This is a genomic window from Streptococcus sp. SV2 (assembly GCF_030440175.1).
Classification (GTDB): Bacteria; Bacillota; Bacilli; order Lactobacillales; family Streptococcaceae; genus Streptococcus; species Streptococcus raffinosi.
Genome location: NZ_JAQFJQ010000014.1, coordinates 18,836 through 35,527 on the forward strand (window position 1 = coordinate 18,836; position 16,692 = coordinate 35,527).

The 16,692-nt window shown below is 36.1% G+C and carries 14 protein-coding genes and 1 other annotated feature; of the genes, 9 read left to right on the top strand and 5 right to left on the bottom strand.

The window, feature by feature from the left end:
* Nucleotides 1-56: 56 nt before the first annotated feature.
* From PCY14_RS07610 to PCY14_RS07620, 3 genes are all read right to left on the bottom strand, one after another.
* On the bottom strand, nt 57-2,642 hold the full coding sequence (locus tag PCY14_RS07610; protein WP_293919917.1) for a YfhO family protein: 2,586 nt from the start codon (nt 2,640-2,642) through the stop codon (nt 57-59).
* Between the two features lie 49 nt (nt 2,643-2,691).
* Complete coding sequence (locus PCY14_RS07615; protein WP_002887369.1) at nt 2,692-4,314, bottom strand: ABC-F family ATP-binding cassette domain-containing protein; 1,623 nt, start codon at nt 4,312-4,314, stop codon at nt 2,692-2,694.
* Between the two features lie 66 nt (nt 4,315-4,380).
* On the bottom strand, nt 4,381-5,253 hold the full coding sequence (locus PCY14_RS07620) for a YitT family protein (protein ID WP_008535971.1): 873 nt from the start codon (nt 5,251-5,253) through the stop codon (nt 4,381-4,383).
* Between the two features lie 143 nt (nt 5,254-5,396).
* Nucleotides 5,397-5,638, top strand: a binding site (T-box leader).
* Nucleotides 5,639-5,682: 44 nt separating this feature from the next.
* Here PCY14_RS07620 and trpS point away from each other — a divergent pair.
* The gene (trpS, locus tag PCY14_RS07625; RefSeq protein WP_021152701.1) at nt 5,683-6,705 is read left to right on the top strand and encodes a tryptophan--tRNA ligase; all 1,023 of its coding nucleotides are present in this window, start codon (nt 5,683-5,685) and stop codon (nt 6,703-6,705) included.
* 176 nt (nt 6,706-6,881) lie between these two features.
* A complete protein-coding gene (guaB, locus tag PCY14_RS07630) occupies nt 6,882-8,363 on the top strand; it encodes an IMP dehydrogenase (protein ID WP_021152700.1) in 1,482 nt (493 codons plus the stop codon).
* Between the two features lie 136 nt (nt 8,364-8,499).
* On the opposite strand, the gene recF is transcribed toward guaB, so the two are convergent.
* A complete protein-coding gene (gene recF, locus PCY14_RS07635) occupies nt 8,500-9,603 on the bottom strand; it encodes a DNA replication/repair protein RecF (protein WP_021152699.1) in 1,104 nt (367 codons plus the stop codon).
* Between the two features lie 2 nt (nt 9,604-9,605).
* Complete coding sequence (gene yaaA, locus PCY14_RS07640; RefSeq protein ID WP_021152698.1) at nt 9,606-9,983, bottom strand: S4 domain-containing protein YaaA; 378 nt, start codon at nt 9,981-9,983, stop codon at nt 9,606-9,608.
* Nucleotides 9,984-10,060: 77 nt separating this feature from the next.
* Between yaaA and PCY14_RS07645 the strand changes: the two genes are divergently transcribed.
* From PCY14_RS07645 to PCY14_RS07675, 7 genes are read left to right on the top strand one after another with little or no spacing between them, the layout of a single operon-like run.
* Complete coding sequence (locus PCY14_RS07645) at nt 10,061-11,311, top strand: pitrilysin family protein (RefSeq protein ID WP_021152697.1); 1,251 nt, start codon at nt 10,061-10,063, stop codon at nt 11,309-11,311.
* 1 nt (nt 11,312) lies between these two features.
* Nucleotides 11,313-12,590 carry a pitrilysin family protein gene (locus tag PCY14_RS07650; protein ID WP_060933499.1) on the top strand — a complete coding sequence of 426 codons (1,278 nt, stop codon included), beginning with the start codon at nt 11,313-11,315 and terminating at the stop codon, nt 12,588-12,590.
* A gap of 56 nt (nt 12,591-12,646) precedes the next feature.
* Entirely contained in the window at nt 12,647-13,504 is an 858-nt protein-coding gene (locus tag PCY14_RS07655; RefSeq protein WP_021152694.1) for a helix-turn-helix transcriptional regulator, read from the top strand.
* A gap of 12 nt (nt 13,505-13,516) precedes the next feature.
* The gene (pgsA, locus tag PCY14_RS07660) at nt 13,517-14,059 is read left to right on the top strand and encodes a CDP-diacylglycerol--glycerol-3-phosphate 3-phosphatidyltransferase (protein ID WP_008535980.1); all 543 of its coding nucleotides are present in this window, start codon (nt 13,517-13,519) and stop codon (nt 14,057-14,059) included.
* A 12-nt stretch (nt 14,060-14,071) separates the two neighbouring features.
* Nucleotides 14,072-14,902 (top strand): energy-coupling factor ABC transporter ATP-binding protein, encoded by an 831-nt coding sequence (locus PCY14_RS07665; RefSeq protein ID WP_293919912.1) that lies wholly within the window; start codon nt 14,072-14,074, stop codon nt 14,900-14,902.
* Nucleotides 14,878-15,720: an energy-coupling factor transporter ATPase gene (locus PCY14_RS07670; RefSeq protein ID WP_008535982.1), complete on the top strand. Its 843-nt coding sequence runs from the start codon at nt 14,878-14,880 to the stop codon at nt 15,718-15,720. The genes PCY14_RS07665 and PCY14_RS07670 overlap by 25 nt, the downstream gene beginning before the upstream one ends.
* Nucleotides 15,713-16,507, top strand: coding sequence for an energy-coupling factor transporter transmembrane protein EcfT (locus PCY14_RS07675; RefSeq protein ID WP_164376597.1), 795 nt, complete (start codon nt 15,713-15,715; stop codon nt 16,505-16,507). Before PCY14_RS07670 ends, PCY14_RS07675 begins: the two co-directional genes overlap by 8 nt.
* Nucleotides 16,508-16,692: the final 185 nt, after the last annotated feature.

Genomic DNA, 16,692 nt, shown 5'->3' on the forward strand with positions numbered 1-16,692 from the left:
TAAACAGGTATGGAACGGTCGTTCCATACCTGTTTTAGGATAATGTATCTTGAGTTTTAGATTAATCTTGATTTTCTGATGAAGTGAGCATAGCAACAAAATGTTAGGATTGACACGCAGCTAATCAATAAACCTAATTTAAATCCATAAGGCACAAAGGTAAGGACTACCTTTCCTTTACCACTAGGTATATTAACCTTCATGAATCCCTTTTGAGATCGGTAAATCTTAACTTTTTTACTATTGACAGTAGCTGTCCATCCCTTATCGTATGGAATGGTGAAAAATAGTGAGGCTTCCTTTTTACTGTTATAATCAGCAAATACCTTATTTTTTGCTGTAGTGACTTTGACATCCCGTTGATTAATGGTATCCATAGCGGTCTGGTAGTTTTGAGTATTTAAGGCATAGAAGCTAGGATTGTCAAAAGATATTGCTTTATTACCATAAAACGTTAGTCCAACTGTAATTGTTTCTTCTTTTTCAAAGTAGCCAAGATCAAAGAAATCAAAGGTATTATCAGTTATTTGACTTTTTGTCACTCCATTTACAGTAGTTGACAGTGAGTGGGGATTGTCATCAGACCAAGAAATATTAGGAATACTAACATATAGTTGGCTATGAGGGGGAGTAATAACCTGATAAGTTACTGTCACAGAATCTTTGTTTGAGTGGCTATTTCGTTTGGCTACACGTTGATTCAAAGATTTAGCATCTTTATCCAAAAGTTGCGAGGGGGCTCGTTTGAAATAAGTTAAATTTAGACCAGATAGAGCATTTAGGAGATTAGATTGGTTGTCAAGTGTGTTGACAGTAAAGGGAGTGTCTTTGTAAACGCCATCAGTTAATATAGCAAGCTGGGCAGCATTGTTATTTTGATAAATTCTCATGGACTTCTCAGAGTTTAGCTGATAAAACCCATACTTATTAAGATTTAAGCTCCATAAATTGTATTTTATTCCGAAAAGACTATCAGCGATAATAGTATTATTTTGATAACGAAGATTTAAATTAGTACCTTCAGATTTAAATCCTAATCGATCGAGCGTTGAACTTGAGGCTGTATTTCGAATGGATGAAAATTGAGAAATACCGTTGTAGTTGAATTTCATACTGTCATTACCAGTCTGAGACTCGATTCTCTCAGTACGGTAAAAAGTTTTATTAGTTTTTCGGGTATCTGAGACTAGTTTTGTAATTGCGGACATATTTCGAAGATAACCTTCACGACTTGGAAATACCCACTCATTTCCTAAGGCACCGATAACATAGTATGTACTTAGACTAAGCTCAAAGATGCAAAACAAGAATGTGAAATACTGAAAAATAGTTCTAGGAATCTGTTGTCTATAATAGCTAATAAATAAAATGGCGTAGGCCAAGAGAAAAGCAAGGCTTAATAGCCAGGAAGATGGTTCAATGAAGCTGTAGTGAGATCGGAAAATCCAAGTTAATAGGAATCCGGTAGCTAGGACTAAGAAAGACATTAGGAGTCTTAATAAAGAAAACTTTTTGACTCGATTTAGAGTTTCTCCCGCTAAAAGAACACTGAGTAGAGAGAGTAGCCAAGAATAACGGTGGAGAAACATATTAGGCGCATGCATGCCTTGCCAAAATAAATCAAAGGGCTGTATATAGAAGCTAACAATAAATAAGGTGAAAAGTAATAAGTAGCTTAGACGTAATGACAGCTTGATTTCGTTACTAACAAAAAATAGTAAAAAAAGAATCAAAGGTAAGAGTCCTACGTAAATCATCGGAATTGATCCAAATTTAGTGGTATCGTAAGCTCCGATAAGATTTTTAGCAAAGAAATCAAAGTAGTAAGTGGAGTCTGTCAATAAATTTGACACACTTGTAAACTTCTCACCATGAGTAGTCAAATCAAGTAGTGTTGGAAGTAACATTATAGCACTACTAAGACCAGACAATATAGAAACTACACCAAAATCTAAGAAATGGATTATTTTATTTTTCCAACCCTTAATAGATACTAGCTGTATTAAGGTGTAAAGCGTTAAGAAAATGGCCATCATATATCCAAAATAGTAATTTTGAATAAAGAGACAGGTAAGACTAATAAAGTATAATCCACGTTTATTGAATCGTAGTAGAAGGTGTAAACCTAGTATGATGAGGGGGGCTAAAATGAAGGCGTCTAACCAGGTGTTAATTTCTAACTGGCTGGTAGCAAAACTCATTAAAGAAAATCCTGTAGAAAGACAAAGGATAAAACTCCTTGACACCTTTGTAAAGAGGTGCTTAAAACTGAAGGCACCAGAGAGCCCTATAAGACCAAACTTAAGTATTGTAATGAAGTAAAAGGCATCGGCCATTTGCTTGACAGTAAAGAAATAGTAAAGCGGTGATAAAAAGGAACCTAAGTAATAGCTGGTTAAGGCGTAAAAGTTGAGACCTAATCCACTTGTAAATGTGTAAAATAGGCTCCCGTCGCCATGTAATATATTTCTAAGACCAGTGGCGAATATCACATATTGATGAAAACCATCACTCGTTAAAATGGTTTGACTACTACCAGGATAGATATCTTGGCTATAAAGCACCCCTACCATGATCAGTATTGGCAATAATAAAGCGGCTAGGTAAAATAATAATGTTTTATAGTATTTTTTATTTGTCATAATGATACTAAGACAGGTTGGGATATCCCAACCTGCATCTCTTTATAGTTTAATCAGTCCATAGTGCTTTGACTTTAGCTTGAACTTCTTCATTTTCAAGGAATTCATCATAAGTTTCATCAATACGGTCAATAACGCCATTTTTAGAAACGACAACGATGTGGTTCGCTATTGTTTGAATAAACTCGTGGTCATGACTGGCAAAGATAACAGATTCTTTGAAATCACGGACACCATCATTTAGACTTGAGATTGATTCCAAATCCAAGTGATTAGTAGGGTCATCTAGAAGAAGGACATTGGATTTCAAAAGCATGAGTTTAGAGAGCATAACACGTACTTTTTCTCCCCCTGAGAGGACATTGACAGATTTCTTGACTTCATCTCCTGAGAAGAGCATACGCCCAAGGAATCCACGCAAGAAGGTATCATCATCCTCCCCTTTTTCTGCGAATTGACGAAGCCATTCAAGGATTGATTCACCGGATGCAAAGTCTTTAGAATTGTCTTTTGGAAGGTAAGAACGGCTAGTTGTAACACCCCATTTGATTGTACCTTCATAGTCGATATCATCAGCTAGGGCACGAATTAAAGCAGTGGTTTGAATATCGTTTTGCCCGATAATAGCTGTCTTATCTCCTGGACGTAGGATGAAACTAATGTTATCAAGAATGGTTTCACCATCCATCTTAACAGTGAGATTTTCAACTGTTAGAAGGTCATTACCGATTTCACGCTCTGCTTTAAAATTGATGAATGGGTATTTACGACTTGATGGAACGATTTCTTCTAGCTCAATTTTATCAAGCATTTTCTTCCGAGAAGTCGCTTGTTTAGATTTTGAAGCATTGGCAGAGAAACGTGCAACAAATTCTTGAAGTTCTTTGATTTTTTCTTCTGCTTTTGCATTACGGTCGGCCTGCAAGCGTGCAGCTAATTCTGAAGATTGTTTCCAGAAATCATAATTACCAACGTAGAGTTGAATTTTTCCAAAGTCAAGGTCGGCCATGTGCGTACATACTTTGTTTAAAAAGTGACGGTCATGGGATACGACAATCACGGTATTTTCAAAATCAATCAAGAAATCCTCAAGCCAAGAGATTGATTGAATATCAAGACCATTGGTCGGTTCGTCAAGTAGAAGTACATCAGGTTTACCAAAAAGTGCTTTTGCAAGGAGGACCTTCACCTTGTCACCATTAGCCAATTCGCTCATGTTTTGATAGTGGAGATCTTCTGAAATATTTAGATTCTGAAGCAATTGAGAGGCTTCACTTTCAGCTTCCCAACCACCTAATTCAGCAAAGAGACCTTCTAGTTCGGCAGCACGAACACCATCCTCATCCGAGAAGTCTTCCTTCATGTAGATGGCATCTTTTTCTTTCATGATATCGTAGAGTCGTTCATTACCCATGATAACAACGTCAATAACACGTTCTTCTTCATAGTCGAAGTGGTTTTGGCGAAGAACAGAAAGACGTTCATCAGGACCAAGAGAAATGTGTCCTGTTGTGGGTTCAATATCACCTGCTAAAATTTTCAAAAAAGTAGATTTACCAGCACCATTAGCACCGATAAGCCCATAAGTATTACCAGGTGTGAAGGCAATATTAACATCATCAAAAAGTTTGCGATCGCTAAAACGAAGCGATACATCCGATACATTAAGCATACATTATCCTTTATTTTTATTCTTATGTACTATTTTACGAGAAATTAGACTTTATTTCAATTGATTTTATAAGGGAGTTATAAAGTCATTTGGTACTCTTTGGTAGTCTTTTTGTAGGCTGAAGCCACGCCCCATAACTGTAGAAGCAGGTATAATGACAATAAAGGCAGTTTCATCTATTTTTTGAATTTCTTCTTGGACTTTTGGAACCTCATGGGTTGATAAGGTGGTCATAATCATATTTTGTGACTGTCCAGTATGTCCACCTAGAGCTGGTATTTTTGTTGCACCTCTATCTGCTACCTTAGTGATATAGTTAATAATTTGTTCGCTATTCTTTGAAATGATTAGAAGATTCCTTGAAGAGTTGAGTCCCACCATCATTTTGTCAATTGTAAGAGAGACAACTCCAAGCGATAGAATGGAATACATAACAGTGTCAGGAGAGAAGGCGATAGCACTGATAGCGACAATGACCCCATCAACAAGAAGTAACACTGTTCCTAGTGGGAGAGGTGTGTATTTATTAAGAATTTGTGTGATAATTCCAGTTCCTCCCGTTGAAGAATTCCCATAGAAGACTATGCCTAGTCCTAATCCTAGTACAATTCCACCAAAAATGGCTGCCAGCATTGGCTGTTTGGTAAGTGTTGGTAATCCCTCAGTTAATTTAATAAAAGTTGGAAAAATGATAGAACCATAGAATGTTTTGAGTAAAACTTCACGGCCTAGAAAACACCAACATAGAATTAATAAGGGGATGGTTGTAGCTAATACGAAGTTAGCATTATTCCAACCAAATAGGGCATTTAAGCTGATAGCTAGCCCTCCTACACCTCCTGAGGCAATATGATTTTTAACTAAAAGTGAATTATAACCGACTGCAGCTATAAATGAACCAATTGTAACTAAAAGTATATCTATTATTCTACGTTTCATACATTATCTCCTAGATATGATATTCTTATTATCAAGCCTTTTTTAGTTTACGTCAAGCAATGACTATTTTGAAAGTATGTACGCTTGTGTTTCACGTGAAACTAGAAAGATAACCTTGACAAAAAAGGATAAAAACATGTAGAATAATAGTCATCAGAAGAGTAGTTCTATCCGTCCTTGTAGAGAGCTGGTGGTAGCTGTGAACCAGTATGAGGGTAGAATGAATGGGCTGAAGAAAATTTGATGATTAACGTGAACACATAAACGTTAGGACTGGCACCCCTTACCGTGCAACTTCTTTGTTGAGAAGATTTGAGATGATAGCTTTAAAAAAAGTTGTCAATTGAGGTGGTACCGCGTATCATAAGTGATTAACGCCCTCACGCATATTTTTGCGTGGGGATTTTTTTGTAGTAGAAAGGTATTTATATGACGAAACCTATTATATTGACAGGAGACCGTCCAACAGGAAAACTCCACCTTGGACATTATGTTGGAAGTCTGAAGAATCGTGTACTTTTACAAAACGAAGACAAATACAATATGTTTGTTTTTTTGGCAGATCAACAGGCCCTTACGGATCATGCAAAAGAGTCAGAAATTATCAAAGAATCAATTGGAAATGTCGCTTTAGACTACCTTTCTGTGGGTTTGGATCCTTCAAAGTCTACTATTTTTGTTCAAAGCCAAATTCCAGAATTAGCTGAGCTGACGATGTACTACATGAACTTAGTTTCTTTGGCACGTTTAGAGCGTAATCCGACCGTTAAGACAGAAATTTCACAAAAAGGTTTTGGAGAATCTATTCCAACAGGCTTCCTTGTTTATCCAATTTCCCAAGCGGCTGATATTACGGCCTTTAAAGCAAATCTTGTTCCTGTAGGAAATGATCAAAAGCCAATGATTGAACAGACACGTGAAATTGTTCGTAGCTTTAATCATACCTATAATTGTGATATTTTGGTTGAGCCAGAGGGAATTTATCCTGAAAATGAAGCTGCTGGGCGTCTACCAGGTTTAGATGGTAATGCTAAGATGTCTAAATCCTTAGGCAATGGCATTTTTCTGTCGGATGATGAAGATACTGTTCGTAAAAAAGTCATGAGCATGTATACCGATCCAAATCATATTCGTGTGGAAGATCCAGGCCAAATCGAAGGTAATATGGTTTTCCATTATCTTGATATCTTTGGTCGCGAAGAGGATGCTGCTACAATTGCTGAGATGAAAGAACATTATCAACGAGGTGGTTTAGGAGATGTGAAAACCAAACGTTATCTTCTAGAAATCTTAGAACGCGAGTTGGCTCCAATTCGTGAACGTCGTTTAGAATATGCTAAGGATATGGGAGAGGTTTTCCGTATGCTTGAAAAAGGTAGTCAAGTGGCGCGTGAAGTTGCAGGACAAACATTGTCAGAAGTAAAAGAAGCTATGGGAATTAATTATTTCTAATTAAATGATTTTAGGAACCTTGAACAATAAGGTTCCTATTTTTTTAAAAAAAGGATTTCTTAGGAATCTTATGATAATCTGTTGACAAATCTTTTTAGCATGATATGATATTATCAATTAAAAAATAGACTGGGGTTTTTTGTACCTCCAAGCTTTGAGAAAAGAGGACGATTATAATGTCAAATTGGGACACTAAATTCTTAAAAAAAGGTTACACTTTTGATGACGTATTGCTTATTCCTGCGGAAAGTCATGTTCTACCAAACAACGTTAACTTGCAGACGAAATTGGCTAAAAATTTGACATTAAATATCCCAATCATCACTGCTGCTATGGATACTGTCACAGATAGCAAGATGGCTATTTCAATTGCTCGTGCAGGAGGTTTAGGTGTTATTCACAAAAATATGTCTATTGCCGAACAAGCTGAAGAAGTTCGCAAAGTAAAACGCTCTGAAAATGGCGTCATTATTGATCCATTCTTCTTAACGCCAGAAAATAAGGTTGCTGAGGCTGAGGAATTGATGCAACGTTATCGTATTTCAGGTGTTCCGATTGTTGAGACTCTTGATAATCGTAAATTGGTTGGTATTATTACCAATCGTGATATGCGATTTATTTCTGATTACGATACACTCATTTCAGAACACATGACCTCTGAAAAATTGATTACAGCTCCAGTTGGAACAGACCTTGAAACAGCTGAAAGTATTCTTCATGAGCATCGTATTGAAAAGTTGCCATTGGTTGATGACAAAGGACGTTTGTCAGGACTTATTACTATTAAGGATATTGAAAAAGTCATTGAGTTTCCAAATGCAGCCAAGGATGAATTTGGTCGTCTTTTAGTCGCAGGTGCTGTAGGTGTAACGTCTGATACATTTGAGCGTGCCGAAGCACTCTTTGAAGCAGGTGCAGATGCTATCGTTATTGACACTGCACATGGTCACTCAGCAGGAGTTCTTCGTAAAATCGCTGAAATTCGTGCTCACTTCCCAGAACGAACTTTGATTGCAGGAAATATTGCAACAGCTGAAGGTGCGCGTGCGCTTTATGATGCTGGTGTTGATGTGGTTAAGGTTGGTATTGGACCAGGTTCAATTTGTACAACACGTGTAGTTGCTGGTGTAGGGGTTCCTCAAGTGACAGCTATCTACGATGCTGCTAATGTTGCTCGTGAATACGGCAAAACAATCATTGCTGATGGAGGTATCAAATACTCTGGTGATATTGTAAAAGCTCTTGCAGCTGGTGGTGATGCAGTAATGCTTGGTTCAATGTTTGCTGGAACCGATGAGGCACCAGGTGAAACTGAGATCTTCCAAGGTCGTAAATATAAATCATATCGTGGTATGGGATCAATTGCAGCGATGAAGAAGGGATCAAGTGATCGTTACTTCCAAGGTGCGGTTAATGAAGCAAATAAACTTGTTCCAGAAGGAATTGAAGGTCGTGTAGCTTACAAAGGTTCTGCTGCTGATATCGTATTCCAATTGATTGGTGGTATCCGTGCAGGTATGGGGTATACAGGTGCGGAAGATATTCAAGCTTTACATGACAAAGCTCAGTTTGTTGAAATGTCAGGTGCAGGACTGATTGAAAGTCACCCTCATGATGTTCAAATTACCAATGAAGCTCCTAACTATTCTGCTCACTAAAAGTAAAAAAGTACTTATCGGGAGATAAGTACTTTTGCTTTACACCAAAGTTTACAAAAAATTTACACATCTGACAATCATAGTTTAGATATTTACGTTGTCAGATGTGTAAATTATAAAAAATAAGAAAGCAAGTCTATATATTGACTTGCTTTCTGCTAATACTACCAGCTTCAACTACGAAGGCCTTTAAATCAGGTGGGAGATTAGTCAGGTGGTCAAGTGAAGTTGTTGTCATGAAAGTTTGAACTTCTTTATCAATACTCTCCAATAATTTGAGTTGACGGTGATTGTCAAGCTCACTCATAACATCATCCAGGAGAAGAATTGGAAATTCACCAGTTACATTTCTAATAAGAGCAATTTCAGCCATCTTTAAAGAAAGAATTAAACTACGTTGTTGTCCTTGACTACCAAAAGATGCGTTCATGTCATTAATGTAAAACGTTAAATCATCTCTATGAGGACCAACGCCAGTATTCTTTTTGAAGATATCTCTTTTATGATTTTGCCTAAGTGTAATTAAAAATGCTTGGCGAATACTTTTGTGGTTTTGCAAAGATATATTCGATTCATAGGAGATGTTAAGACGCTCAATTTGATTTGAGAGAAGACTATGGTGCTTGTCAGCCTCTACTTCTAGTTGCTTGATAAAGTCTAGTCTGTGTTCAATAACTCGTGCTCCGAAATCAGCGAGTTGTTCATCTAAAACCGACAAAAAATCAATGTCTACCTTGTCGGTAGATTTGAGATAGGCATTACGCTGTTTGAGGACATGATTGTAATTGGATAGATCAGAGAGGTATACAGGTTTAATCTGCCCTAAATCAATATCTATAAATTTACGTCGTAAGCTTGGGGATCCTTTAACAAGTTGTAAATCCTCAGGAGCAAAGAGCACAACCGTCATATGACCAATATAATCCGATAATTTAGCTTGTTTGAGGTGATTAACCTTAGTTATGCGTCCCTTATTAGATAAACTAATTTCGAGGGGAAGTTTTCCACTACGACGATGGACAATACCGCTCAATTTCAGAGTACTTTGCTGAAATTGAATCAGCTCTTTGTCAGAACGAGTACGATGACTACGTGTTAATGCGAGAAAATAGATAGCTTCAAGAATATTGGTTTTTCCTTGAGCATTACGTCCCAGAAAGATATTGAGATGGGGAGAAAAAGTTACAGAGGCTTCAGAATAATTTCTAAAATGCTGGAGATCAATTTTTTCAAGCCACATAATTAGGTCCCTGGGAAACGAACAGGTTTCCGTTTAGTTTTATTACTTTCTTTTGGTTGCTGTCTTTTTTGGTTCTTTTTATTATCTTGGTTCATTTTTTTTACAATGGCTGCAACACGAGCTTTTTCAGCAATCTGTTGTTTATGTTCTTCAATTTCAACCTGTGTAGGAGCCACGATAGTAATTTGAAGTTCTTGAGATGGGATTGTGATAATATCTCCATGACGAAGTTTTTTTCCACGACGTTTTTCATCTTCACCGTTGAATAAAACGGTATTGTTAGCTAAAAAACCTTTAATAGCTCCGCCACTATGAATAATGCTTAGTTCTTTGAAAAGTGCTTGCAGTGTGATGTAGTCATCAAATAATTTGTATTCCATAGTACCTCAACTTTCTCTTGAGATAAGATAGCATAAAAATGGTATAATTGAAAGCATAAACTTTTTAGAGGTTATCAATGAAAATTGCTGATGGTGTCCATGTACACTTCATTCCAACACAAAAATATAAAACTAACCGTATCGTTTTTCGAATGACGGCTTCTTTGAACAAACAAACGATTGCTAAACGAGCTTTAGCTTCACAAATGTTGGCTACAGCCAACCAGCCCTATCCAACAGTGCAAGCTTTCAAAGAGAGATTAGCCTCTCTATATGGAACACAGTTGTCAACTAGGGTGTCAACGAAAGGCTTGACACATAGCGTTGACATCGAGTTGACATATTTAAAAGAGGCTTTTATCCCTTCTGATAATGGATTGTTTTGGGAAGTCCTAGGATTTCTAAAAGATTGTCTTTACAAGCCTTTGTCAAGAGTAGCTCAATACCAAAATAAAGTATTTGATATAGAAAAGCGAAACTTGATGACTTATCTGGATGTTGACAATGAAAATAATTACTATTATAGTGAGGTTAAAGGAAGGAAACTTTATTTTGTAAACGAAGGATTGAAAGTTCCTAAATATGGTCAATCGGAACTTGTTGATGTAGAGACTTCATATACAGCTTTTCAAGAGTTTCAAAACATGTTGACAAAGGATCGTATTGATATCTTTATGGTTGGAGATTTTGATGAGTATCAAGTATTACAAGGGTTACATAGATTTCCTTTAGAGGGACGTCAAGTTGATTTACAGTTCAGCTATAGTCAGCCTTTTTCCAACGTCGTAAAAGAAAAAATAGAACCTAGACAAAGTAGTCAATCTATTTTACAGTTGGGATATCAGTTTACTTGTCAATATGGTGATAAAGATTATTTTGCTTTGATTGTATTCAATGCGATGTTTGGTGAATTTGCTCACTCAGTTTTATTTACAGAGATTCGAGAAAAAGAAGGATTAGCATATTCAATTAGTAGTCAACTTAATGTTTTTACAGGTTTACTTGAAGTTTACGCTGGGATTGAAAAAGATAATAGAAATCAAGCTATCCGAGGAATTAGTAGAGAATTGAATAATATTAAACTTGGGCGTTTTTCAAGCTCTCTATTAAATCAGACAAAGAAAATCATACGAATGAATGCCCTTCTTTCTGAGGACAATGCGTTAACATTAGTTGAACAATGTTTCAATAAGGTTATTTTTGAAGATAAAAGTCTTTCATCAGAACAGTGGTTAGATAATATGGAAAAGGTTACTAAAAAAGATGTTTGCCGTGTGGCACGTCAAGTCAAACTGCAAAGTTTGTTCTTTTTAGAGGGAGTGTCTTAGAATGTCTGCTTTAAAAAAACGTTATTATCAAAAGATTGATGAAGAGATTTATTCAGCAACCTTAGATAATGGCTTATCTTTATCTATTATCAAGAAAAAAGGATTCTTAGAAAAAGCTGCTTTTCTATCAATAAATTTTGGATCAATAGATAATTGCTATTATCTTGATGGAGAGTTACAAACCTATCCTGCTGGTATTGCACATTTTCTTGAACATAAATTATTTGAGGATGAGCAAGGAAAAGATGTAACATTGGATTTTGTCAAACTTGGAGCTGATGTTAATGCTTTTACAACCTTGGACAGGACAACTTACTATTTTTCTACACTTGACAACTTTGAGGAGGCATTAGGCCTCTTACTTAAATTTACGTCAGGTTTTACAAGCTCTGAAAAATCTGTCAATCACGAGAAAAAAATTATCGAACAAGAGATAAATATGTATCAAGATGACCCTGATTATAGAGCTTATCTAGGTTGTTTGCAAAACTTGTATCCAAATACCATATTAGGTCAAGACATTGCTGGAAATAATGAAAGTATTGAAAAAATTACTGTAGAGGATTTGAAGAATAACTTTGATTGTTTTTATAGGCCAGAAAACTGTCATCTTGTCTTAGTAGGTGATTTTGATGTTGATGATGTTTACACATTTGTAAACGAAAGACAACGAAGGTTGACAGAGTTGAAAACGATAGTAGAAAAAGAAAAAAAACTCATTGAGGCCGAGATCAAAAAAAGGGACAATCTTCAAATGGAGGTGTCTATCGCCAAATTAGCCGTGGGTTTTAAAAGTGCTACTTTTTCTGACAGTCGTATGAGAGAAAATTTACTAGTACAATTATTATTTAATTTATTGTTTGGGTGGACGTCTCCCTACTATCAAAATTGGTACTCTGAAGGAAAAATTGATGAATCTGTATCAATTGAATACGAGGTCTCTAATCGATATTCGTTTGTCATTATAACTATGGACACCGTAGAACCTATAAAAATGTCAAGTCTAATTCGTCAAGTAATGACGTCAGCGGACAAAAAAAGATTGTTGACAGAAGAAGCGTTAGATTTACAAAAAAAAGCTTTGTATGGTGAATTCTTACGTAGTTTAGACAATATCCAGGGGTTAGGAAATCAATATTTAGCATTCTTAGATAATGACAAAACTTATTTTGATTTAGGACAGGAATTGATGAGTATTACTTCTAAGGAACTAAAGGATTTTTTGAATCATTACTTGTCAAATATGGTAATTACCGACTTTGTTGTATTCCCCAAATAGGTAATTATTTGTTATAATAGAAGCACTAAAAAAGAAAAATATTAGAAAGGGGAAAAATGAAGTTATATTCTCTTGGTGAGCAGTTACGTGCGGCACGAACAAAGAAAAAATTAAGTTTATATGATGTGGAGAAACTTACTGGAGTTGAAGCACAGTTTCTTTTAGCTATGGAAATGGATCAACTTAAAGCTTTACCAGAGGAAATTCAGCAAGAGGCGCTTGAAAAGTATGCTACCTTCGTAGGTTTGGATGGTAAACGTTTGTATGAAGAGCAGAGACAGAAGGAGCGACGATTAGCAGAAAAGAAGAATCAATCTAATCGTAAGGAAGACAGCTTAGATGCAAAAACTCCCATGTCACGCTTTTCTAAGCATAAACGTGAAGAAAAAAGAAAATCCACATACCTCCCCTTACTAATTCTCAGTGCAGTTTCGTTGCTTATTATCTGTTCGGTTGGTTATATCATTATTAGACATCTTTCTAATCAACCTCAGGTGATTAAGCTCAATACTATTTCAACAGCTAATCACCTATCAGTAGCAGGAAAAGCTAAATCGTCTAGAAATATTTCTGAAGTTACGGTTTCTGGAGCAAATGTTAAAACAACTACGCAAGGTAATCAATTAATGGTTGACCTTTCTAATGTTGCTTCTTCTGTGGTTTTAGGTGTGGAGTTGTCTGGAAATAACGAAGATACATGGTTTTCTGTAGATAACTCAGATGTTTCAGAGAGTTATCTTCTTTCAAAAACAAAAAAATCAAAATATTCCTTAGATCTTTCAGATAAAACGAGAACGACTCAAATTACCATTGCACAATCTTCAAAAGTAACCGTAAAGATAAATGGTGAGTCTCTTGATTTGTCTCAATTAGATAAAAACAAACCTAGTTACCTAACTTTAAAAATTCAATAGAATCGAGAAGAAATGTTCAAAAAAGAAAATTTACCTAATCTGCTAACCCTCGCTAGAATCATTTTAATCCCTGTCTTTTTAGTGATGACATCACTTGCTAGAAATAACGTAATGCATATTGCTGCAGCGATTGTTTTCGCAATTGCAAGTTTTACAGATTATTTAGATGGGTATTTGGCAAGAAAGTGGCATGTTGTTACTAATTTTGGAAAATTTGCAGATCCATTGGCAGATAAGATGTTGGTGATGTCAGCTTTTATTATGCTTGTTGGTATTAATCAAGCACCTGCATGGGTTGTTTCAGTTATTATTTGTCGAGAGCTGGCTGTTACAGGTCTCCGTCTTCTATTAGTTGAAAACGGGGGGACAGTTCTTGCTGCGGCTATGCCTGGTAAGATAAAAACAGTGACACAGATGCTATCTATTATTTTGTTATTGTGTCATGTGAATCTTATAGGAATGATTATGCTTTATGTAGCTTTATTCTTTACGATTTACTCAGGCTATGATTATTTCAAAGGTGCAGGATTCTTATTTAGAGACACTTTTAAGTAGTACGATAAAACAATGATTGAAATAAAAAATTTAAAGTTTAAATATAATCAAGACCAGACATCTTATATTCTTGATGATGTGTCGTTTCACGTGAAACCTGGAGAGTGGCTATCCATTGTTGGTCATAATGGTTCCGGAAAATCCACGACAGCACGTCTTATTGATGGACTACTGGTGGCTGAATCAGGTCATATTATTGTGGATGGACAAGAGTTGACAGAGGATAATGTTTGGGAGATTCGTAATAAGATTGGTATGGTCTTTCAAAATCCAGACAATCAATTTGTTGGGGCAACCGTTGAAGATGATGTTGCTTTTGGTCTTGAAAATAAAGGAATTGCTTATGAAGAGATGGTTTCTAGAGTTCAAGAAGCTTTATCTTTTGTAGGTATGTTGGAGTTTAAGGATAGAGAGCCAGCTAGATTATCTGGCGGTCAAAAACAACGTGTGGCCATTGCAGGGATTATTGCTATGAGGCCGTCTATTTTGATTTTGGATGAGGCAACTAGCATGCTTGATCCAGAAGGACGCCAGGAATTGATTCAATCCATTAAGGATATTCGCCAACAATATGGAATGACTGTTTTATCAATTACTCATGATCTTGATGAGGTGGCAATGAGTGACCGTGTTTTGGTTTTGAAGAAAGGTAAAGTGGAGTCTATTTCAAGTCCTCGTGAACTATTTAGTAGGGGCTCAGAATTGGTAGATTTAGGTTTGGATATCCCTTTCAGTGCATTATTAACTCAAAAGCTAAGAAATAAAGGTCTGATAGACTGTGAAGACTATCTGACAGAAAAGGAATTGGTAGAACAATTATGGGTATCTCTCTCGAAAATGTAAGTTATACTTATCAAGCGGGTACTCCTTTTGAGGGGCGTGCCCTTTTTGATATGACAACCACAATAAAAGATGGTTCATATACAGCCTTTATTGGACATACAGGAAGTGGTAAGTCAACCATCATGCAGTTGTTGAACGGACTTTATTTACCAACTAGCGGTCATGTCCAAGTTGATGATACTATTATAACTAGTCAATCCAAGAATAAGGAAATAAAGCCAATCCGTAAAAAGGTCGGGTTAGTTTTTCAATTTCCAGAAAGTCAGTTATTTGCAGAAACTGTTTTAGAAGATGTTTCTTTTGGACCTCAGAACTTCGGTATTTCTAAAGAGGAGGCAGAGCAGCGTGCTATTGAGAGTCTAAAATTAGTTGGTCTTCCAGAGGAGTTTTATAAACAGAATCCTTTTGATTTATCAGGAGGACAAATGCGACGTGCTGCTATAGCGGGTATTCTGGCTATGCAACCAGATATTCTAGTGTTGGATGAACCTACTGCTGGTCTTGATCCTCAGGGACGAAAGGAATTAATGACACTATTTAAACAATTACACCTTTCTGGAATGACAATTGTTTTAGTGACCCACCTGATGGATGATGTTGCTGATTACGCAACAGCTGTAAACGTTATGGAAAAAGGACATTTAGTATTGTCAGGAGCTCCTAAAGAAGTTTTCCAACAGGTCACCTTACTTAGAGAGAAGCAATTAGGCGTTCCAAAAATTACAGAGTTTGCGTTACAGCTACAAAAAAAAGGTTATCACTTTGAAAGTCTTCCCATTACAATGGAGGAATTCGTAGAGGTATTAGCTAATGGATAAGTTAATTATTGGACGTTATATTGTCGGAAACTCTTTCATACATAGATTAGATCCTAGAAGTAAATTATTAGCCATGTTGGTTTACATTGTTATTATCTTTTGGGCCAATAATCCTTTGACTTATGTCATTATAACCCTGTTTACACTTTTCTTGGTTATCTTATCTAAAATTAAGCTTGGTTTTTTTCTAGATGGTATTAAACCGATGATTTGGATTATTTTATTCTCTACGCTGTTTCAAGTGTTTTTCAATACAAAAGGGAATGTGCTTTGGTCTATTGGCTTTTTAAAGATTACTGAGGTTGGGTTAAATCAAGGATGGATGATTTTTCTTAGATTTATTCTTATTATTAGTTTTTCTACTTTGCTTACTCTAACGACAACACCTTTAAGCTTATCTGACGCCGTTGAATCTCTTTTAAAACCTATGACTGTTTTTAAAGTACCAGCACACGAAATTGGGTTAATGTTATCTTTAAGTTTACGTTTTGTACCAACTTTGATGGATGATACGATGCGAATTATGAATGCTCAAAAGGCGCGTGGAGTTGACTTTGGTGAAGGAAATATTATTCAAAAGGTACGCTCAATTATACCAATATTAATTCCTTTGTTTGCATCTAGCTTCAAACGGGCAGATGCTCTGGCGATTGCTATGGAAGCACGAGGCTATCAAGGTGGCGACGGCCGAACAAAATATCGTCGACTTTCATGGAATGGCCGAGATACTTTATCCATTGTTGCTATTTTAGCTTTGGGGGTAATACTTTTTTATCTTAAGAGTTAAGTGGTTAATATATATAAACTAGGTCTTAAGACCTAGAACCATTGAAAGAACGCCCAAGTTGGCGTTCTTTTTCGTCTAATCCCAAACTGCCTGTAATATTTTTAATATCCCTAACAAGTGGATGTTATATTTGCACGGTATGATAGTTACATGGTTATAGTTCTTCAGCTTAATCTGGAATGAAA